This window comes from Nocardiopsis flavescens (assembly GCF_900141985.1).
Taxonomy (GTDB): domain Bacteria; phylum Actinomycetota; class Actinomycetes; order Streptosporangiales; family Streptosporangiaceae; genus Nocardiopsis; species Nocardiopsis flavescens.
This window is the reverse complement of the sequence record NZ_FQZK01000014.1, coordinates 149,907-169,318: the sequence shown is the minus strand read 5'-3', so window position 1 is coordinate 169,318 and position 19,412 is coordinate 149,907. Positions and strand designations below refer to the sequence as shown.

Here is a 19,412-nt window from a genome sequence, read left to right as displayed (position 1 = left end):
CCCGGTTACTTTCCGAACCCGGTCGTTAAGTCTCCTTGCGCTGATGGTACTGCCCTGTGGTGGGGTGGGAGAGTAGGTTGCTGCCACGGTTTTTTTCGGGTTGAGGGCCCCTCGTCTTTTGGCGGGGGGCTTTCCCTGTTGTTGGGGTGTGTTGTGGGGGGTTGTCCTTGGGGCGGCCCCCTTTTTTTGTGTGGTGTGGGGGTGGCCGGCTGGAGGGTTTTTCACCCGACCGGGGTGGTCGGCCCCAGCCGGTTGGCGGACCGCGACCTGCGCCACAGCCGTAGAGCGTCGCTCTCACCCTGGCCGCAGGGGGTGAGAGCTCGACCGGAGTTCTCCGAAAGCCCGGCCGCTTGGAAAGGGCGGCCAGCGGAGCGTGGACCTGGCCCCGGCGCGGTCGGCGCACGGCAGACCACTGGGGCGGTGCGTTCGATGCACGTCGCCGGTGGTGGGGGTGTCATCCGGGGCTGGGTCGAGCGAGGCGATCCCACCCCAGACACAGCGGCGGGAGGAATGCCCCCTGAAAAGGGCGGTGGGCGCGGCAAGCGGCCCGTACGTAGAGCACACCCATGCCCTCCCAACGCCGTAGGGGGTGAAACGTGCACGGTCTTCGGGCCCCAGGCACAACCCGTGAGCGTTGATCCATACCCCGACCCCAGGGGGTGTGGGGAGGGCGTACTCGGCTCCGCGAACCCGTGGGGGTGAAGGCCGCGCTTATCTGCCGGCCGCACCACGGGGGGTCGTCCACCCGCCCGGAGCCCTCGGCCACAGCGGGAGGGTGTCGCGTCCACGCCAGGTCGCTCGGGGTAAGGCCACGCGCACCTGCTCCGCTCGGCCATGTGGGGGTGGAGGCGGCACACACGCGCGACCCCGGACCCGTTTCCCGCCCTCAGTTCCCGCCCGCATCCAGCAGCCAGTGGTAGCGCAGCCTCAGCGCCCGCTCTGTACTGGCCAGCGCAGCCCCCACGGCGAGCGTGAAGTTGAGCCAGAAGGGCAACCGGACGGGCGAGGTGAAGGTCCCCAGGTTCTCCGCGATCGGCGGTATCTGCGACAGCGGTTCGGCGATCTGCACGAGGTTCAGGCCCACCCCGATGACGAGCATGAGCACCGACACGGTGCCGATCGTGCGGCTCAGTGCCGGGTGGTCGTGTTCGAGGCGGGCCCGTCTGCCCGCACTGGACTTCGGGTCCGGAACGAGCTGGTGCTCCTCGCCCTCGGCGGTGACGTAGTGGCAGCGCTTGAGTCCGAAGCCGCTCATCGCGACCTCGATGAGGCCGCCTTCCACGGGGAAGGCGGCGGGGGTCTTGGAACGGGCGTGGTGGCGGCCGTCGAGGTAGAGATCCGCGGAGATCTCCCCGTCCTTGTCGCCCCAGTGCTTGATGTCGACGGTGTAGGTTCCCGGGCGCAGCCCGTCGGGGGAGGGGTAGAGGTGGAACAGTGAACGCCCGAACGGCACCTGCCACCAGCGGAGCGGCTTGAGGGGGCGCCCGTCGCCCTGTTGGACCCGTCGGATCGCCCGTTCGCGCCGCCATGCCTTGAACACGATTCCCCGCTCTCTGTGCCGGCCTCTGTGTCGGTCTCCGGGGCGGGTGCCGTCCCGTTCGGTTCCGTCCCCTGCACCGGTCCAACGGGTTCCCCTGACCGGACTAGCACACTGTGATACATCCCTGAACGGCAAACTATCACAGTGTGCTAGTAAGGTGGTCTGATGAAGCGGAGGTCCACGAGATGACGGACGAGTACGAGCGGCTCGGCAGCCGCGACAGGGTTCTGCTGGCGGCGATGAAGATGATCGGGGAGAACCCCGGCGCCAAGCTCAGCGTGCGCGGGGTCGCCGCGAGGGCTGGGGTGAGCACCGGGTCCCTCAGGTACCACTTCCCGACCCAGCGCGAACTCCAGGACGAGGTGCTGACCCGCCTGTACGACGTCGTCGTCTCCGAGGGCCGGATCAACGACCGGACCGTTTCCGCCCGGGACCGCCTCGTCGACTGCTTGCGCCAGGTCCTTGCTCCCGCCGGCGTGGGAACCCGTGCGCGGGAGGCGTCGCGGGTCCTCTACGAGCAGTTCATCCTTTCCGAACCGACCGAACAGGTGCGGCAGGCGTACTTCGCGCTTGAGCAAGAGGGCCGGCGGCGTGTGGAGTACTGGCTGACGGTGCTCACCAACGAGGGGGCGATCCCCGCAGGGGACACCTCTCGGCGGGTGAACTTCCTGCTCACGATTCTCAACGGGCTTGCGCTGGAGAGAGCGCTTCCCGCAGAGGAGGGGATCCTTCGGAGTGAGAACGAGACGTTGTACATGGCGGTCGACGCGGTCATGAGTGATGGCGTGGGGTGAAGGCCGCAGGCACCTTTCCCGCTCTGCTCCAGGGGCTGCCCACCCACCGGGGGTCTCGGCCACGGCGGGAGGGTGTCGCTCCCTGCTGAAGTTGTGGGGGGTGAGAGCTGCGGGTATCTGCTCCGTCCTGCTTTTAGGGGTTTGTCCATCCGCTCGGGGCGCCCGGCCACTGCCCGGGATTGGACCGGGGCCTGTGCCGTAGTGGTTGTTCTCCGAACCGGAGTGCCCGGCCACCCGAACCAGGGCGCCCGGCCACTGCCGGTCGGCGGACCGCGACCCCGGCCAGAGCGGGAGGGTGTCGCTCCTCGCTCAGGTTGTGGGGGTGAGAGCTCGACCGGAGTTTTCCAAAAGCTCAGCCGCTTGGGGTGGGCGGCCAGCGGAGCGTGGACCTGGCCCCGGCGCAGTCGGTGGGCGGCAGATTTTCAGTGGGAAGCGTTGGGCGCACGTCGCCGGTGGCGGGGGTGTCTTCCGGGGCTGGGTCGAGCGAGGCGATCCCAGCCCAGACCCAGCGGCGGGAGGAATGCCCCCTGAAAAGGACCAGGCGCGCGAGGAGCGGCCCGTACGTAGAGCACACCCATGCCCTCCCAATGCCATAGGGGGTGAAACGTGCGCTGTCTTGGGGCCCAAGGCACAGCCGGTGAGCGTTGATCGGCACCCCGACCCCGGGGGGTGTGGGGAAGGCGTACCTCCCTCCGCAGACACACGGGGGTGAAGGCCGCGCGCACCTGCTCCGCCGCGCCCCTGGGGGTTGTCCACCCGCCCGGAGCCCCCAACCCCAGCCGGAGGGTGCCGCACTGCCTGGTCGCAGGGGGTGGAAGCCGCGCGTACCTGCTCGCTCGACCGCGCGGGGGTGAAGGCCGCGCGCACCTGCTTGCTCGCGGCCTCGGTGTGTCGTGGTGCGGGAGGGCGCTTGGGTGCGGGTTACTGCGTCTGGGGCTGGTGTTCCAAGCGAGGTCGGGAGCGACCGCGCGCTTCCGGTCGGACCCTTCCTCCGTTTCCACGTGGTGGGGCGGGGCAGGCCTCGCCCCCGGACAGCACACCCCCACCACCCGGGACGTGCATCCAACGCTCCTGCCCGGTGGTCTGCCGCCAGTTGCATCGTGGGGGCGGATCCGGCTCCGCCGGTCTGTACCTTCCCAAGCGGTGACCGTCCTGGAAACCAAAGGTCCTGGCCGGGCGCGACCACAGACCGCCCTTCCCAACGGGTGACCGTTCTGGAGACCTCGGAGTTCGTCTCACCCCCTCGGGCGGAGGTTCCGGGAGCGTGCCCCGAAACCCCCTGCGGCGGGCCGGGCGAGTACCCGCGGCCTCCACCCCGCGCGACCTTGCGTGGGAGCGATGCCCTCCGGCCGTGGCCGGGGGCTCCAGGCGGGTGGACAACCCCCACCGGCTGGGCGGGGAGGGTACCCGCGGCCCCTCACCCCCATGGGTCTGCGGAGCCGGGTACGCCCTCGTCAACCCCCTGGAGTCGGGGTGCCGCTCCATGCTCACGGGCTGTGCCCGGGGCCCAGAGACCGTGCACGCTTCACCCCCTACGGCGTTGGGAGGGCATGGGTGTGCTCTACGTACGGGCCGCTCCTCGCGCCCCCCACCCTTTGCAGGGGGCATTCCTCCCACCCCAAGCGGTCGGGCTGGGATCGCCTCGCTCGACCCAGCCCCGGATGACACCCCCACCGCTCCGGACGTGCATCGAACGCACCGGCCCAGCGCTCTGCCGCCCACCGACTGCGCCGGGGCCAGGTCCACGCTCCGCTGGCCGCCCTTTCCACATGGCTGAGCTTTCGGAGAACTCCGGTCGAGCTCTCACCCCCGTCACCTGAGCTGGGAGCGACACCCTCCGGCCATGGCGAAGGCCCCGGTCCGCCGACCGGCGGGGGCCGGGCGCACCGGTCGGGTGAAAAACCACCATGGCGCAGGCCCCCGGTCACCTCAGTGACTGGGACCAGGCGCTTCGGCCGGGTCGGGGACCACGTGCTCCAGGCCCGCTGGGCAGGGGCCGGTGCCGGCCTCCAACGGCGGCTGTGGAGGCCGCTGTTCCGCGCTGGGCTGGGACTTTGAGCACTTGGACTTTGGCGGTGCCCATCTACTCGATGACGTAAGCTGGACGGCACGAGTACTTGATGCGCTGCTACTGCTCAGTGGCAGCGCTTTTGACTGTTGACGGACGGGTTGGATGACTGAGGACAGCCGATCGGGAGACCGCCAGGACTCCGGAGCGAACGAGCACAGCGGTGACCGCTCAGGCGCGTCTTACGGTCGGGGACGTGGTGACGACTCCCGCTCCCGTTCCGGATACCGGGGCGACCGCGACGACCGCAGCGGCGGGTTCCGCGGCGGCGACCGGGACCGTGGTGGTTACCGGGGCCGTGATGACCGTGGCGGTTACCGTGGCGGTGACCGGGACCGCCGGGACGACCGCGGCGGGGATGACCGCGGTGGTTACCGGGGCCGCGATGACCGGCGCGACGACCGCAGTGGCGGGTTCCGCGGCGGCGACCGCCGTGAAGGCGGCTACCGCGGCGACCGCGACGGTAGGAATGACCGTGGCGGCTACCAGGGCCGTGATGACCGTGGCGGTTACCGTGGTGGTGACCGGGACCGGCGTGACGACCGGGGCGGGTTCCGCGGTGGCGACCGTCGTGAGGGCGGCTACCAGGGCCGCGATGACCGTGGCGGTTACCGTGGTGGCGACCGGGACCGGCGCGACGACCGCGGCGGTTACCAGGGCCGCGACGATCGCGGCGGCTACCAGCGGCGGGACGACCGGGGCGGCGACCGTCGTGAGGGCGGGTTCCGTGGTGGTGACCGGGACCGGCGTGACGACCGGGGCGGTTCTCGCGGTGGCGACCGCCGTGAGGGCGGCTACCAGCGGCGTGACGACCGTGGTGGTGACCGGGACCGGCGTGACGATCGCGGCGGTCCCCGGGGTCGGGACGACCACGGCGGTTACCGCGGTGGTGACCGTCGTGAGGGCGGGTTCCGTGGTGGTGACCGTGACCGGGGCGGTTACCGCCGTGAGGGTGGTTACCAGGGCCGCGATGACCGCGGTGGCTACCGTGGTGGCGACCGGGACCGGCGTGACGATCGCGGTGGTCCCCGGGGTCGGGACGACCGCGGCGGTTACCGTGGTGACCGGCGGGACGACCGGCGCGGTGGCGGATACCGCAACGACCGGGGCGGGTACCGGGGCCGCGACGACCGGGGCGGTCCCCGTGAGGACCGGGACCCCGCGGACATCGCACCGCCGCTTCCCGAGGAGGCGACCTACGACCAGCTCGACTCGGACACCAGGCGCGACCTCAGCTCGCTGCCCAAGTCCCTGGCGGAGCTGGTCGGCAAGCACATCGTGGCCGCCGGCCTCCTCGTGGACGAGGACCCCGAGCGGGCCTACACCCACGCCGCCTACGCCCGGCGCAAGGCCTCCCGGGTGCCCGGCGTCCGTGAGGCCTCCGGTGTGGCCGCTTACACGGTCGGCAAGTGGCAGGAGGCCCTCTCCGACCTGCGCGCGGCGCGGCGGATGAGCGGCCGGGACAACTTCCTGGCGATCATGGCCGACTGCGAGCGCGGCCTGGGCCGCCCGGAACGGGCCCTGGAGATCACCGGGGACCCCGCCGCCGAGCAGCTGGACGCCGCCGAGCGCATCGAGCTGCGCATCGTGGCGGCCGGCGCCCGGCGGGACATGGGCGACACCAAGGCGGCTCTGGCCGAGCTCCAGGTGCCGGAGCTCAAGGAGCGCCGGGCCCGTCCGTGGATCGCGCGCCTCTTCTACGCCTACGCCGACGTCCTGGAGGAGCTGGGCCGGGTGGAGGACGCCCGCGAGTACTTCTCGCGCGCGTCCGCCGTGGACACCGACGGTGTGACCGACGCCGACGAGCGCCTGGCCGTCCTGGAGGGTGTCGAGCTGGTCGACGTGGACCTGGAGGACGGCATCGTCTGGACCGACGCCGAGGAGCAGGACTTCTCGGAGCCGGAGGACGAGCCGGAGGCCGCTCCCGCCGCTCCCGCCCGTGACGTGCGGGCCCGCGAGGACGAGGTCGGTCCCGACGAGGGGGACGGCCCCGGTGTCGAGGACGGCTTCGACGACGGGACCGGGGACGAGGACGGCGACCGGGCCGGGGACACCGCGGTCCGGAGTGACGACGGTGACCGGGCCGACGACGGCGACGACGCCGACGAGGTTCGCGACGACGCCGTCAAGCGCGACGCGGACGGCGGGGAGCGCGGCTGAGTCGGGATGCGACGGCACCGCCGGGCGGGAGTGAACCGCTCGGCGGTGCCGTCGTGCGTCTGGGGGTCCTGCCCCCGGCGTACGACTCCGTGGTGTGCCTGACCCGCCGGGGCGGCCGGGCACTGATGGTGCGGCACCGGCGGCGCGCCTGGGAGTTCCCCGGCGGGCACGCCGAGGCCGGGGAGGGCGTGGCCGACACCGCGCGGCGCGAGGCGGCGGAGGAGGCCGGGGCGACGCTGGGCGAGGTGCGGGCGGTCGGCCACTACGTCCTCGCCGACGGCCACGTCACCGTCGTCACCCACGCCCCCGTCCTGGGGTCGGTGCCCCTCAGCGGCGAGTTCGAGACGGTCGAGGTCCGCGAGTTCGACGTCCTGCCGCCCGAGGAGTGCCTGTCGTGGCCCGACGGCCTCTACGCCCACCTGCTGCGGGCCCTGGGCCTGCCCGGCGCCCGCCCCTGAGGCGGGCGGTCAGCCGACGGGCTTGACGTAGCCGGTCTCCCGGCCCAGCAGCGAGTAGCCCAGCCTGGTGTTGATGGCCAGCATCGGTGCGTTGTTCTCGTGGTTGCCGGTGGTGGCGTGGGTGAACCCCCGTTCGCGCGCACGCAGCAGCGCGGTGTGCTTGGCGTACCCCGCCAGCCCGCGCCCCCGGAACTCGCGCAGGGTTCCCGTCATCGACGACTCCATGCGCGTCCGCCTGTCGGAGGCGTAGCAGGTGATGCCCGCCGGGGTGCCCTCGTGCAGGAAGACCAGGCTCAGGTCCGGGTCGGAGAGCGGGTGTTCCCAGGGCCCGGCGATCCAGTCCTCCAGCGACATGAAGCCCACCCCCGGCGCGGCGCCCGGTTCGTCGGCGCTGGCGCTCCGGTCGAGTTCGTAGACCGTCCCGGGGTCGTCGGCGTAGTCGGAGAACGGGCGCAGTTCGACGCCCGCGGGCGGTTCCGGCGCCGGCGGCAGCAGGGACAGGTCCAGGCCCAGGATGTGGTGGGTGTCCTCGGCCTCGTAGCCGTGCGCGAGGGCGAGTTCGCGCAGGGCGGGGCCGCCCGCCTGGACGGCCTCGTCGGCGGCCTCGGTCCGCAGCGTGCGGGCTCCCCGTTCCACCAGGGCCTTCTCGGAGGCGGTCAGCAGGAGGGAGGCCAGGCCGCCGCCGCGGTGGTGCTCCGCGACGGTGGTGAGGAAGGTCAGGCCGTGCGGGTCCCGGCCCCGGGGCCGGGTGAGCAGTGAGCGGACGAAGCCCCCGATCCGGCCGTCCGCGTCCACGGCCACGAGCGGGACGTCCGTGGCGTGCGGGGTGGGGTGCTCCATCCGCCACCGCACGGCCTCCCCGGTGAGGACCCGGTAGGGGTGGTGGGCGCGCAGGAACGGCAGGACCGTGGGGACGTCCGCCGTTTCCAGCGGCCGGATCTCGAACGTCATGCGGTGAGCTTAGGTGGCCCCGATCACGTTCGCACCGGGTTTTCCCGGCGCCCCCGGGGGCCGGCGTTCCGCCCGTGCCCGTGCTTTTCCGGGGCGCCGAACAGGGCGTTCACCTTGGGCAGTGAGGCGGTGTCACCGTTGTCCCGTGACTTTTCCCGGTCCCGGTCCATGACGTGCCGTCACTGTCCGCGTCCGCGGGGTGACGGCAGTCTGGGGCGTGTCGTCGCCGGCGGATGCGGACGCCCCCGAGGGGCGGGCGCCGGGCCGGAGCACAACCGGGTACTCAGGAGGTCGGACATGGGACGAGGATGGCGGGCGGGCCGGAGCCTGCCGTTGCTGGCGGGCGCCGCCCTGGCGGGGTCGCTGGTCGCGGCGGCACCGGTCACCGCGGACGACCGGGGCGCGGAACCGGGGCCGGGCTTGGAGTGGGGTCCGTGTCCCGAGGACGTTGCCACCGGGTCGACCGCCCTGGAGTGCTCCACCCTCGCGGTGCCGCTGGACTACGGCGACCCGGACGGCGCGGAGATCGAGATCATGGTGTCGCGCCTGTCCTCGGCGGCGCCCGGCGAGCGGCGCGGCGTCCTGCTGCTCAATCCCGGCGGCCCGGGGAGCAGCGGGCTGGGGATGCCCGCCGACCTGGTGTCCCTGGGGATTCCCGGGAGCGTCCTGAACAGCTACGACCTCATCGGCATGGACCCCCGTGGAGTCGGCCGCTCCTCGCCGGTGAGCTGTGGTTTCACGACGGACCAGGACTACATCGGCAACGTTCCCCCGTACGCCGTCGACGACGACGCGGTCGTCGCGCAGGCCGGGATCGCCGAGGCGGTCGCCGCCCAGTGCGCCGGGAACGACGGGGCCGGGCTGCTTCCGCACCTGTCGACGGCGAACACGGCCCGTGACATGGACCGCGTCCGGGCCGCGCTGGGCGAGGAGGAGATCAGCTACTTCGGGGTGTCCTACGGGTCGGCGCTGGGCGCCGCCTACACCTCCCTGTTCCCCGGGCGCTCGGACCGGATCGTGCTGGACAGCAACGTCGGGGACACCTACCTGGGCTCCGAGGGCGTGCGCGCCTTCGGCCGGGGCGCGGAGGAGGCGTTCCCCGACTTCGCCGCGTGGGCGGCGCAGCGCCACGACACCTACGGGCTGGGGGCCACCCCCGGGGAGGTGCGGGAGACGTACTTCGAGATCGCGGAGAGGCTCGACGCGGAGCCGATGGAGGGCTTCGACGGACGCCACTTCCGCTTCTACACGTTCATCGGGCTGTACGGGGAGGCCAACTACACGACCGCCGCGCAGATGTGGCAGTCCGTGCACGACCCCGCCCCCGGGCAGGCCCCGCGGCTCCCGCAGGAGGAGGCGGCCGGGGGGCCCGTGCCCGCCTCGGGCGCCGGGGAGCCGGCGCCCGCCGACAACGCCTGGTCGTCGTTCCTGGCCGTGACCTGTGCGGACAGCGACTGGCCCGCGGATGTGGCCGACTACCGGAGCGCGGTCGCCGAGGACCGCGAGCGGTACCCGCTCCTGGGTGCGGCGACGGCGAACGTCATGCCCTGCGCCTTCTGGCACCACGAGCCGTCGGAGCCGCCGGTGGAGATCACCGGCCGCGGCCCGGAGAACGTGCTGATCCTGCAGAACCTCCGCGACGCCGGCACCCCCTACAGCGGCGGGGTGGCCCTGGACGAGAGGTTCGGGGAGCGCTCGCGGCTGGTGAGCGTCGACGCCAACGGCCACGGCGTCTATGTCTACGGAGACAACGAGTGCGCGTGGGACGTGACCACGCGCTACCTGGTGGACGGGGAGTTCCCGGAACAGGACGTCTCCTGCCGGTAGTCCGCGGCCCCGTGCCCGGGCGAGGGGGTCCGTCCCTCCCGGCGCCGGGGGGTGGTGCGCACCGCCACCCCCCGGCGTTCCCGTGCGCGGGGAGCGCGGGAGGGCGGCGGTGCCCTCACGCCCGGTTCTCGTCCTCCTGCCGGGCGGCCTCGGCGCGCTCCTGTTCGAGCCGGTCGAGCCAGTGCACGATGCCCGACACGTTGGCCTCGGCCCCGCTGAGGGTGTCCAGGACGGCGGCGGCCTCGGGTGAGGCGTCCGGGGGCAGCGGCCGGTAGCGGCTGACGACCTTGTCACGGACCATGGCGATGGCGTGGTCGAGGTCGCCGGTGGAGCCGTGTGAGGCGCGGACCGTGTCCACCCACAGGTGCAGCTCGGCCTCGGCGCGGTCGATGGTCTCGGCGACGTCCCCGACCGCCCCGAAGTGGGAGAACATCAGGCGTTGGGCGCCGATGTCGGAGAACAGCCGCAGGGTGTCCAGGCACGCGGGGAGGTCGAAGTCCGGCGGCGGGGTGGCCGGGCGGATGTCCCCGGTGAGCTGGTTGTAGACGCCCAGGGCGTCGCCCACGTACAGGTCGCCGGTGAGGGAGTCGACCAGGCCCATGTGGTGCTTGGCGTGCCCGGGGGCGTAGTGGGTGGAGAGCGTGCGGCCGCCGCCCAGGTCGATCTCGCCGGTCCGGCCGACGGAGCGGATGCGCCGCGCCTCGGTGGGGTGCATCCGTCCGAAGAGGGTGTCGAGGCGGTCGCCCCAGACCATGGCGGCGCTGCGCATGAGGCGGCCGGGGTCGGCGAGGTGGCGGGCGCCGCGCTCGTGCACGACGATCTCGGCGTTGGGGAAGAGGGCGGCCATGTCGCCGGTGCCGCCCGCGTGGTCGAGGTGGATGTGGGTGACGACGATGGTGGCCAGGTCGGCCGGGGACAGGCCCAGGGCGAGGACGGCGTCGTGCAGGACCCGTGCCGAGCCGGCGGTGCCGACCTCGATGATGCAGGGGCGCTCGGTGCGGATGAGGTAGCTGGACACGATACCGGGGTAGCCGGCGAGCATCGTGTCGATGGCGAAGATGTCGTCGCCCAGGGGGGTGATCCCCTCGGGCGGGCGGCTCACGTCCACGTCGTCGTGCACGGCGGTCACCCCTGTTCCCTGTGGTCGTCGCGGGTTCCGGGAGGAACCGCATCCGAATCCGACTCTAGGACACCCGCGGGGCCCGGGGCCGGACCGGGGCGGTTATCCACAGGTTCGGGCCGGCCCTTCCGCCGCCGGCCGGAGGCGGTGATCCTGAAATCGGGGGCACGCGCGACCGGCCGTCGTGCCGCCCGTGGGTGCGGGCCGGTCCACGGAGTCTTCGGAAGGGACGACGCATGGGGGAGAACGGTGTGCGGGGCGCGGCGGCGGACACGGGGGGCGCGGGTGCCTCCGGGGAGGCGCCGCGGGGGAGGCCGCCCGGGGGCGGGGGCGAGGAGGGGCACCGCAACGAGGTGCTGCTGGTGGGGCGGGTCACCGCCGAGCCGGTGTTCCGGGAGACGGCGTCCGGCGGTCGGCTGGCCGCCTGGCGGATGTGCGTGGGCCGGCCGCCCAGGGAGGGGGCGGCACGGCGCTCCGACGCCGTGTACTGCGTCGGCTTCGACACCGGGCTGCATCCGCAGGTGGGGCAGTGGCGGCTGGGCGACGTCGTGCAGGTGACGGGGGCGCTGCGCCGACGGGTGTGGCACGGGCGGGGCGACGTGCGCAGCATGTACGAGGTGGAGGCGTGCACGGCGGCGCTGGTGCGCCGGGCCCGCCCGGCGTCCGGGCCGCCTCCCGCCGAGGACCGGGACGCGGGCGCGGTGCCCGCCGCGGGCCCCGGGGCCGGCCGGGGGAGCGGGCGGTGAGGGCCCTCCCCGACCCGGTGCGGGCGGCGCTGTGGCGGGTGCGGCGGGGCGCGGCCGGCGCGGCGCGCGCGGTGTTCGGTGTCCTCGGTAGGGCCGGGGCGCGGGTGGGTCCTGTTCCCGGGCGGGGGTGTCCGCCGCCGCCTGCCCTCGGCTCCGGGGAGGTGGCGACCGCCGTTTCCGGGCGGGTGCGGGCGGGGCCCGGGGGTGTTCCGGTTCGGGAGTGGCCGTTGCGGGGTGCCTTGCGGTCCGGGAGGCGGCTGGAGAGGCCTGTTCCGGGACCGGTGCGGGCGGCATCGTGCGGTGTTCCGGCGCAGGCGGGTCCGCGTCCGTGTGCCCCCGGTGCGGCGAAAGTGCCGACCGCCGCCCCGGACCCGGGACGGCGGTCGCCGTACGGGCGGGCGTTCAGGCCCGGCTGGGCGATGCCGCGGCCGGGGTCACCAGCCCAGCGCGGCCAGGGCGGCGCGTGCGGCCGGGCCGGCAGGGTCCGTCTCGGGGTCCTCCCACACGGCGGTGCACAGGGCGCGCAGGCCGTCGAGGCGGTCGCCGGACCCCTCCGCGATCGGGCCGTCGGCGGTGCGGGTCACCGTCCAGCCGCCGCAGCGGGTACCGCCGTCGATCCGGTCCACGCCCGGGTGGGTGTCGTTCATGCCCGACACGTCCCACGACAGGTAGTTGGGGCGCCGGTGCTCGGGTGCGGCGAGCACGTCCTGCGGGGTGGCCACCCCCGACAGCACGAGCAGGCCCGCGGCGCCGTGCACGATCGCCCCCTCGATGTCGGTGTCCAGCCGGTCGCCGACGATGAGCGGGTCGCGCGCTCCCGTGCGCCGCATGCCCTCCTCGTGCAGGGGCCGCATGGGCTTGCCCGCGATGATCGGCTCGACGCCGGTGGCGTGCGAGATCACCCGCACGAAGGACCCGTTGGCGGGGGTGACGCCCCACTCGGTGGGGGCGGTCGCGTCGTCGTTGCTGGCCACGTACAGGGCACCGCGGGACACGGCCAGGCTGCCCTGGTCGAGGAGGTCGCGGCTCATCGAGCGGGAGTAGCCCTGCACCACGGCGACCACGGAGTCGCCGGCGACGGTGACCGGGACCAGGCCCATGCGGCGCACCGCCTGGCGCAGCCCGGTGTCCCCGACCACCAGGACCTGCGAGCCCTGCGGGTGGCGCTCCGAGACCAGGCGGGCGGCGGCCTCGGCGGAGGTCACCACGTCCTGCGGGGTGGCGTTGACGCCCAGCTGGGTGAGGTGTTCGGCGATGCGGGCCGGGGTGCGGCCCGCGTTGTTGGTCACGAACGCCACCCGGGCTCCCGCGGCCCGCGCCTTGTCGACGGCCTCCGGTGCGGCGGGCACCGCGTTCGGGCCGATGTAGACGACCCCGTCCAGGTCCAGGAGCATCGCGTCGTGGATCGTGCTCAGGGGGCGCTCGGCGGCGAGCAGGGACATGGCGGACCCGTTCCGTACGGCTGCGGTGGACGTCACCCAGGGTATGACCCGCCCCCGGGAGGCGCGGGCGCGGGCCCGCCCGCCGGGTGTGCGGTGCGTCGCAGCACCGTGCGCGCCCCCGGCCCGGGGTCGGGCCCGGACGGTGCGGGGCCGGGTGGGCCGGGGTGCGGTGGTGCGGGGCCGAACGGGCCGGGGGCGGTGGGCGGTCTCGGAACCGGGCGGGCCGAGCGGGCCGGGGGTGGTTCCGGGACGGGCGGTTCAGGAACGGTGGGCGGTCAACCACGCGGTGGCGAAGTCCACGGCCCCGCCGACCGTGAACAGCCGGGCCGCGGCCGAGCCGACCGTGCCGGTGGTGACGGCTCCCGTGGCCTCGAAGGCCTCGCCCAGGGCGGCGAAGTCACCGGAGTCCAGGGCGGTGTCCGTGAAGGTCGCCCAGGCGCGTGCGCCGCCCGGGGCGGAGACCGCGCAGCCGACCGGTTCGGTGCGGGGGTCGGGGACCCGGTACTCGGCGAGGTGGAAGGCGGTGCAGGTGTCGTAGCCGGTGCCCAGGAGGAGGACGCGGGCGTCCGCCAGGCGTCCCAGCGGTGAGTCCTCGCCCAGGCGGCAGGTGAGGGGGTGGGGCTCCATGAGGGCGCGGGCCCGCGGGCCCGCGGCGGCGAAGGAGGTCTGCGGGTGCGGGCTGCGCACCGCCCCCGGGAGGGTGCGCACGGCTTCGGCGATGCGGCCCATGCGGGCGCCGGGGGTGGTGAGCGGGTCGAACCCCGGGGTGTGGTCGCGGATGGTCGGCCACCAGGCCGCGGGGACGGGCGGGTCGCGCCAGGCGGAGGGCTCGCTGTTGTCCATGGTCTGGGCGGGCACCACCAGCGTGCCGGAGGGGCCCAGGGCGTCCTGTAGGGCCTGGACGGCGGCCTGCGCGCCGCCGCACACCCAGCCCAGGGCGGAGAGGGAGGAGTGGACCAGGACGGTGTCGCCCCGGCGCAGCCCCAGGGCGGCCAGGTCCGCGGCCAGGGAGCGCCGGGTGCGCGGCGCGTCCTGCGCGGGGTCCGGTGCGGTGGTCATGGGGCTGGTCTCCTCGTCCGGGGTGCGGTGGACCGCAGTACGACCGTGCGGTCGGCACGGTGGGCCGCGGGGCGGTCGGCCGGGAGCATGGGGCCATGGTGACGAAGACGAGGGCGCGGGCCGCGGCGGCGGTCCTGGCGGCGGTGCTGCCGCTCCTGTCCTGGGCGGGGCCCGCCGCGGCGGGCGCGGACCCGTCCGTGGATGGTCTCACGGCCGCGGCGGTGGACGCACGGGTGCGCTCCCACCTGGAGGGAGCGCCGCTGCCCGGGGCGGCGGTCGCCGTGACGCGGGGGAGCGGGGTGGTGCGGGCGGCCGGGTACGGGACCGACGCGCGCGGGGAGCCGATGACGGCCGACACCCCCATGGGCCTGGCGTCGGTGAGCAAGGCGTTCACCGCGCTGGCGGTGGTGTCCCTGGCGAGGGAGGGGAGGCTGGACCTGGACGACCCGGTGGTCGAGCACCTGCCGGAGTTCGCCGTGGACGACCCGCGCGGTGCGCGGATCACGGTGCGGCAGCTGCTCACGCACACCTCCGGCATGTCCGACCGGGGGTTCCGGGAGAAGAGCGGTCCGGTCCCGGCCGACCTGGAGGGGGCGGTGGCCCGGCTGGCGGACGCCCGTATGGTCGCCGACCCGGGGGAGGCCTCGCACTACCACAACCCGAACTACCAGGTCGCGGCCCGGATGGTGGAGGTGCTGGAGGGGGAGCCGTTCGACCGGGTGCTGCGCGCGCGGGTGCTGGACCCGCTGGGCATGCACGACACGGTCACGGTGGACACCGCGGCGGACGTGTTCGCCGCCGGGGTCGCCCGCGGCCACGTCCCCGTGCTGGGGGCGGCCCCGGCCCTGCCGGAGCCGCCGGGGTACTTCAACGGCAGCGGCGGCATGGTCTCCACGGCACACGACATGGCGCGGTGGCTCGTCGCCCAGGGCACCGGCGGCCGTGCCGCGGACGGCGCCCCCGGGCTGCCCGCGGACGTGCTCGCCGCCACGCACACCCCGCTCGGCGGTGACGGTCCCGCCGCCGACCAGGCTTTGGGCTGGACGGTCCGGGAGGGCGAGGGGGAGGCGCCGCTGCTGGTGCACGGCGGCATCCAGTTCACCTACACCGCGCACCACGCGGTGCTGCCCGGCGGGGTGGGGATCGCGGTGATGGCCGGCACGGGCGTGGGCGCGGGCGACGCCTCCGCGCTGCTGTGGGACCTGGTGGCCCTGGCGCAGGGGCGGGGGCCGGTCGGGTCTTCGGCGCCGTGGCTGCTGGCGCTGGACCTGGCCTGCCTGGCCGGGGCGGCGGCGGTGGTCGCCGGTGCGGTGCGCGGGGTGCGCCGGGCCGGCGCGTGGGCGGGGGACGGCCGCAGGTGGCGGCGGGCGGCCGGGGCCGCGGGCGCCGCCGCGGTGGTGGCCGCGGCGCTGTTCCCGCACCGGTGGATCAGCCTGGCGGCGGGCGGCCGCGACGCCACCTGGGTGCAGGCCCTGTACACGGTGCCCTCGGTGGTGGTCCTGCTCGTCGTCGCCGCCGCGGCGCTCGCGGTGGTCTGGGCGGTGCGCCTGCGGGCCCTGGCCGCACCCCGCGGCCGGGGCCCGCAGACGGGGGTCAGCCCGGCGGGAGCGGGTCCAGCAGGCGCATGACCAGCCCGGTGCGCGGTTTGGGGCCGAACGAGGTCGACTTGCGCGGGGTGAGTTCGCCCTGCGCGGCGATCGCGTAGACCAGGTGGACGTCCAGGGCGGGCACGATGACCGCGGTGCCCTTCTCGTGGTGGGCGGCGGCGACCGCCTCGGCGGGGTCGTCGTGGACCATGCGCACCGCCTCCTCGGGGAATCCGTACAGCGGCAGCAGCAGTTCGTGCAGCGCGGCGGTGGGCAGGTGCCGCCACCGGGGGGAGCGGCCGGGCATGGCCCGGGCCAGGGCGTCCTCGTCGAAGTCGTGCACCAGGTGGGCGCCCCCGTCGGGGGAGGCGAGCAGGAGGGCGGGCCCCTCCACGGCGGCCAGGTCGGGTGCGGACACCCGGTCCAGGGCCTCGACCGCGGCGACGGAGCGGGCGGCGGCGACGGCGTCCTCGGCGCGCAGGCCCGGCAGTACGCGGTGGATGGCGCCCAGCCGGGGCGGGTGGGTGTCGCTGTCCACGAGCAGCGCCAGACCGTACGCCCAGCCGGGGGCGTCGCGGGCGGCGTGCAGGCGGCGGTAGGCGGCGTAGCGGTGGTGGCCGTCGGCGATGAGGGCGGAGCGGCCGGCCAGGTCGGCGGCGACCCGCGCGTGGACCGCGGGGTCGGTCACCGCCCACAGGCGGTGCTCGGCGCCGTCGCGGGTGCGGGCCTCCACCAGGGGCGGGTCGGCGGCGGACTCGGCGGTGGCGGAGGCGGCCCCGCCCGCGCCGCGGTAGAGCAGGAAGATGGGTTCGAGGTTGGCCCGGGCCGCCCCCATGAGGGTGAACCGGTCGTGGACGGGGGCGTCGGCGACGTCCTCGTGCGGCAGGACGGCGGGCTCGCGGCCGTCCTCGGGCAGGCGCAGGGCGCCGATCAGGCCGCGCTGGCGGCGGCCGTCCCCGGTGACCTGTTCGTACACGTACAGGGCGGGCCGGGGGTCGGGGGCCAGGGCGCCGGTGTCGATCCAGTCGTGCAGCAGCGCGGCGGCGGTGCGGTAGCGGCGGGGGATCCCCCCGCCGGTGCCGTCGGCGTCGGCGCGGCCGAGTTCGAAGGGGAGGGTGACGCGGGCGGCGTTGTAGGGGTCGGACCGCTGTAGCGCCCGTGCCTCCTCGGCGTCGGGGACGTCGTAGGGCGGGGCCAGGAGACGGGCGAGGTCGAATCCCCCGTCGATGAACCGGTCGAGGTCTCCGTGCGTGTAGCGCAGGCCGCGGAAGGGTTCCAGCTCCAGAGGTTGGCGTGGCATCCCAGCAAGGTACCGTCCGGTCACAGGAGCCGGCGCAGGCGCAGGAGGTCCCCCGCGCTCGCTTTCACCTTGACGCGCCGGGTGAGGAGCGCCCGGGCCGGATCGAGGCGGCCCTCGGCGATGTCGACGAGGTCGGTGCTGTTCACGGTGACGCGTACCTGGGGTTCGGGGGCCGGGTCGTTCTCGGGCCGGGGGGTGACGCCGGTGAGCCCGTCGACGGTCAGGCGCATGTCGAAGGCGGTCGCCAGGTCGGGCACGAGCACGCTGACGGAGCGTTCGCGGATGACCCTGCGCCGCCCGGACTCGGGTTCGGCGAGGATGCGCTCGTTGACCTTCGCGATGCCTTCGAGGCATGCGTCGATGCTGTTCATGGCCACATGATGCCGTACGCGGGGCGGGCGCGGCGGGCCGCGGCGCCGGTTCCGCCAAAGGGACGAACGGGACCACCTCCCGGTTTCGCGTGCCGGGGGCGGCGCGCCCCGGGTAGCGTTGAACGCGCAACCCCCCGTCGCACGGCACCCCTCCCGCTACCCGGTGCCGTTTCCCCTGCTTGTCTTCCGGTCCGTCAAGGAGTACGCGAATCATGGTCGTCGACGCGGTGCGCACGTATCTCGATGCCGCCAGTGGCCTCACCGAGCTGTCCCGCAAGGAGGCGGTGGCCGCGGCCAAGGTCCTGCTGCGGGCGGGCGGCCCGGCCGCGCCCGCGTCGGAGCCCGAGCCCGGCGGGACGCCGCCGCGGGTGGGCCCGTCCATCCAGGCGCTGGCCGGGGAGCTGCTGGAGACCAGCCGCGCCAACCGGGAGGCGCTGGCGGAGCTGGTGCGCGCGGAGGTCGAGCACCGCCTGGAGCGCATGGACGTGGTGCCGCGCTCCGAGCACGAGCGGCTGGTGCGCCGCGTGGTGGAGCTGGAGCGGCGGCTGGCGGCCCGGCAGGGCCGGGAGTGGTCGCCCGCGGTCCCGGCCGTGGAGGTGCGGGAGGTGGAGGTCGAGGAGGTGCCGGCCGCCGCCGTCCCGGCCGCGCCCGCCGTAGGCGCCGTCGCGGAGAAGCCGCCCGTCGCGGAGGCGGACGCTGCGGCGCCGGGCCGCGGGGCGCCCGAGCCGGACGCCGACGCCGCGCAGGCTCCCGCCGGGGGCACGCCGGCCAAGACGACGGCGGCCAAGCCCGCCGCCAAGGGCACCCGCTCGCGTACGGGTTCGGCCAAGAGGGCCACAAAGGCGCGCAGTGCCACCAAGAAGTAGGGCCGCGGCGGCGTAGGGTCGTCGCGGACCGTCGACATCGGGAGGGGCCGTGGATCCCAAGGAACAGGCCGAGGAGCTGGCCGCCCGGACCCTGGAGGGCACCCGGGAGCGGCTGGCCGGGCTGGCGGGCCTGCCCACCGCCGGGCACGTGGAGGTGTTCGACTCCCTGCACCGCGAGCTGTCCGCGGTGCTGGGGGCCCTGGACCAGGACCCGGCGCAGCGACCGCCGGTATCGTAGGTGACCATGGCAAAACGTACTCGGCTCGACGCGGAACTGGTCCGCCGCGGGCACGCACGCTCACGCGGCCACGCGGCCGAGATCATCGAGGGCGGATTCGTGAAGGTGGCCGGGATCGTCGCCTCCAAGGCCGCCACCCAGGTCGGACAGGACCAGCCCATCGTGGTGCGGGCGCCCTCCGACGAGCCGCCCTACGTGTCCCGCGGGGCGCACAAGCTCATCGGCGCCCTGGACGCGTTCGCCCTGGACGTCGCCGACCGGCGCGCCCTGGACGCGGGCGCCTCCACCGGCGGGTTCACCGACGTCCTGCTGCGCCGCGGGGCGGCGCACGTGACCGCCGTGGACGTGGGCTACGGCCAGCTGGCGTGGTCGCTGCGCAGCAACGACCGGGTGCGGGTCATGGAGCGGGTCAACGTCCGCGAGCTCACCCCCGAGATGGTCGGGGAGCCCCGGCCGGACCTGGTGGTGGGCGACCTGTCGTTCATCTCCCTGAAGCTGGTGCTGGGCCCGCTCCAGGGCGCGGTCTCCCCGGACGCGGACTTCGCCATGATGGTCAAGCCCCAGTTCGAGGTGGGCAAGAACCGCGTCGGCGCCGGCGGTGTCGTGCGCGAGCCGGGCCTGCGCGCCGAGGCGGTGGCCGACGTGGCCGCCCACGCGCTCACCCTGGGGCTGGGCACGGTCGACGTGGCGGCCAGCCCCCTGCCCGGCCCCTCGGGCAACGTCGAGTACTTCCTGTGGCTGCGCTCGGGGGCCGCGGCCCTGGACCCGGAGCGGCTGGAGCGGGCGGTGGCGGAGGGGCCCCGTTAGGGCGTGGCACCCTGTCGCAGGAGTCCGGTAACGTGACCCGGCCGGGTGGGCGCACAGGCTCCCCGGCCCGCATTCGAAC

The 19,412-nt window shown here is 74.8% G+C and carries 17 protein-coding genes and 1 rRNA gene; 10 read left to right on the top strand and 8 right to left on the bottom strand.

The window, feature by feature from the left end; all coding sequences use genetic code 11:
* Positions 1–89, top strand: a 5S ribosomal RNA gene (rrf, locus tag BUE45_RS34145); the annotation flags it as partial.
* Between the two features lie 797 nt (positions 90–886).
* Here rrf and BUE45_RS21645 read toward each other — a convergent pair.
* Positions 887–1,540: a hypothetical protein gene (locus tag BUE45_RS21645; protein ID WP_073381210.1), complete on the bottom strand. Its 654-nt coding sequence runs from the start codon at positions 1,538–1,540 to the stop codon at positions 887–889.
* 185 nt (positions 1,541–1,725) lie between these two features.
* On the opposite strand from BUE45_RS21645, the gene BUE45_RS21640 reads away from it, so the two are divergent.
* Positions 1,726–2,334 (top strand): TetR/AcrR family transcriptional regulator, encoded by a 609-nt coding sequence (locus tag BUE45_RS21640; protein ID WP_073381209.1) that lies wholly within the window; start codon positions 1,726–1,728, stop codon positions 2,332–2,334.
* Between the two features lie 2,239 nt (positions 2,335–4,573).
* On the opposite strand, the gene BUE45_RS32985 is transcribed toward BUE45_RS21640, so the two are convergent.
* Positions 4,574–5,677: a hypothetical protein gene (locus BUE45_RS32985; RefSeq protein WP_218619576.1), complete on the bottom strand. Its 1,104-nt coding sequence runs from the start codon at positions 5,675–5,677 to the stop codon at positions 4,574–4,576.
* A gap of 3 nt (positions 5,678–5,680) precedes the next feature.
* Between BUE45_RS32985 and BUE45_RS32980 the strand changes: the two genes are divergently transcribed.
* Together BUE45_RS32980 and BUE45_RS21630 are read left to right on the top strand one after the other, a co-directional pair.
* On the top strand, positions 5,681–6,562 hold the full coding sequence (locus tag BUE45_RS32980; protein ID WP_245833399.1) for a tetratricopeptide repeat protein: 882 nt from the start codon (positions 5,681–5,683) through the stop codon (positions 6,560–6,562).
* Between the two features lie 53 nt (positions 6,563–6,615).
* Positions 6,616–7,020, top strand: a complete 405-nt coding sequence (locus BUE45_RS21630) for an NUDIX domain-containing protein (RefSeq protein ID WP_073381208.1) — start codon at positions 6,616–6,618, stop codon at positions 7,018–7,020.
* Between the two features lie 9 nt (positions 7,021–7,029).
* Here the strand turns inward: BUE45_RS21630 and BUE45_RS21625 are convergent, their stop codons facing one another.
* The gene (locus BUE45_RS21625; protein WP_073381207.1) at positions 7,030–7,971 is read right to left on the bottom strand and encodes a GNAT family N-acetyltransferase; all 942 of its coding nucleotides are present in this window, start codon (positions 7,969–7,971) and stop codon (positions 7,030–7,032) included.
* 297 nt (positions 7,972–8,268) lie between these two features.
* Between BUE45_RS21625 and BUE45_RS21620 the strand changes: the two genes are divergently transcribed.
* Positions 8,269–9,798 carry an alpha/beta hydrolase gene (locus BUE45_RS21620; RefSeq protein ID WP_073381206.1) on the top strand — a complete coding sequence of 510 codons (1,530 nt, stop codon included), beginning with the start codon at positions 8,269–8,271 and terminating at the stop codon, positions 9,796–9,798.
* Between the two features lie 115 nt (positions 9,799–9,913).
* On the opposite strand, the gene BUE45_RS21615 is transcribed toward BUE45_RS21620, so the two are convergent.
* The gene (locus BUE45_RS21615; protein ID WP_178378611.1) at positions 9,914–10,918 is read right to left on the bottom strand and encodes an MBL fold metallo-hydrolase; all 1,005 of its coding nucleotides are present in this window, start codon (positions 10,916–10,918) and stop codon (positions 9,914–9,916) included.
* A 236-nt stretch (positions 10,919–11,154) separates the two neighbouring features.
* Here BUE45_RS21615 and BUE45_RS21610 point away from each other — a divergent pair, with 236 nt between their 5' ends.
* A complete protein-coding gene (locus BUE45_RS21610; protein ID WP_073381204.1) occupies positions 11,155–11,664 on the top strand; it encodes a single-stranded DNA-binding protein in 510 nt (169 codons plus the stop codon).
* 434 nt (positions 11,665–12,098) lie between these two features.
* On the opposite strand, the gene BUE45_RS21605 is transcribed toward BUE45_RS21610, so the two are convergent.
* Positions 12,099–13,106, bottom strand: a complete 1,008-nt coding sequence (locus BUE45_RS21605) for an HAD-IIA family hydrolase (protein WP_073381203.1) — start codon at positions 13,104–13,106, stop codon at positions 12,099–12,101.
* Between the two features lie 258 nt (positions 13,107–13,364).
* On the bottom strand, positions 13,365–14,165 hold the full coding sequence (locus BUE45_RS21600) for an AAC(3) family N-acetyltransferase (RefSeq protein WP_073381202.1): 801 nt from the start codon (positions 14,163–14,165) through the stop codon (positions 13,365–13,367).
* A gap of 95 nt (positions 14,166–14,260) precedes the next feature.
* On the opposite strand from BUE45_RS21600, the gene BUE45_RS21595 reads away from it, so the two are divergent.
* Positions 14,261–15,793 (top strand): serine hydrolase domain-containing protein, encoded by a 1,533-nt coding sequence (locus BUE45_RS21595; RefSeq protein ID WP_073381201.1) that lies wholly within the window; start codon positions 14,261–14,263, stop codon positions 15,791–15,793.
* On the opposite strand, the gene BUE45_RS21590 is transcribed toward BUE45_RS21595, so the two are convergent.
* Together BUE45_RS21590 and BUE45_RS21585 are read right to left on the bottom strand one after the other, a co-directional pair.
* Positions 15,759–17,051 carry a DUF1015 domain-containing protein gene (locus BUE45_RS21590; protein ID WP_073381200.1) on the bottom strand — a complete coding sequence of 431 codons (1,293 nt, stop codon included), beginning with the start codon at positions 17,049–17,051 and terminating at the stop codon, positions 15,759–15,761. The genes BUE45_RS21595 and BUE45_RS21590 overlap by 35 nt on opposite strands.
* 20 nt (positions 17,052–17,071) lie before the next feature.
* A complete protein-coding gene (locus BUE45_RS21585; protein ID WP_073381199.1) occupies positions 17,072–17,422 on the bottom strand; it encodes an SCP2 sterol-binding domain-containing protein in 351 nt (116 codons plus the stop codon).
* Between the two features lie 212 nt (positions 17,423–17,634).
* Between BUE45_RS21585 and BUE45_RS21580 the strand changes: the two genes are divergently transcribed.
* The 3 genes from BUE45_RS21580 to BUE45_RS21570 are packed head-to-tail and all read left to right on the top strand — an operon-like array spanning position 17,635 to position 19,333.
* On the top strand, positions 17,635–18,288 hold the full coding sequence (locus tag BUE45_RS21580) for a hypothetical protein (RefSeq protein WP_073381198.1): 654 nt from the start codon (positions 17,635–17,637) through the stop codon (positions 18,286–18,288).
* Between the two features lie 49 nt (positions 18,289–18,337).
* Positions 18,338–18,526: a hypothetical protein gene (locus tag BUE45_RS21575; protein ID WP_073381197.1), complete on the top strand. Its 189-nt coding sequence runs from the start codon at positions 18,338–18,340 to the stop codon at positions 18,524–18,526.
* A 6-nt stretch (positions 18,527–18,532) separates the two neighbouring features.
* Positions 18,533–19,333: a TlyA family RNA methyltransferase gene (locus BUE45_RS21570; RefSeq protein ID WP_073381226.1), complete on the top strand. Its 801-nt coding sequence runs from the start codon at positions 18,533–18,535 to the stop codon at positions 19,331–19,333.
* Positions 19,334–19,412: the final 79 nt, after the last annotated feature.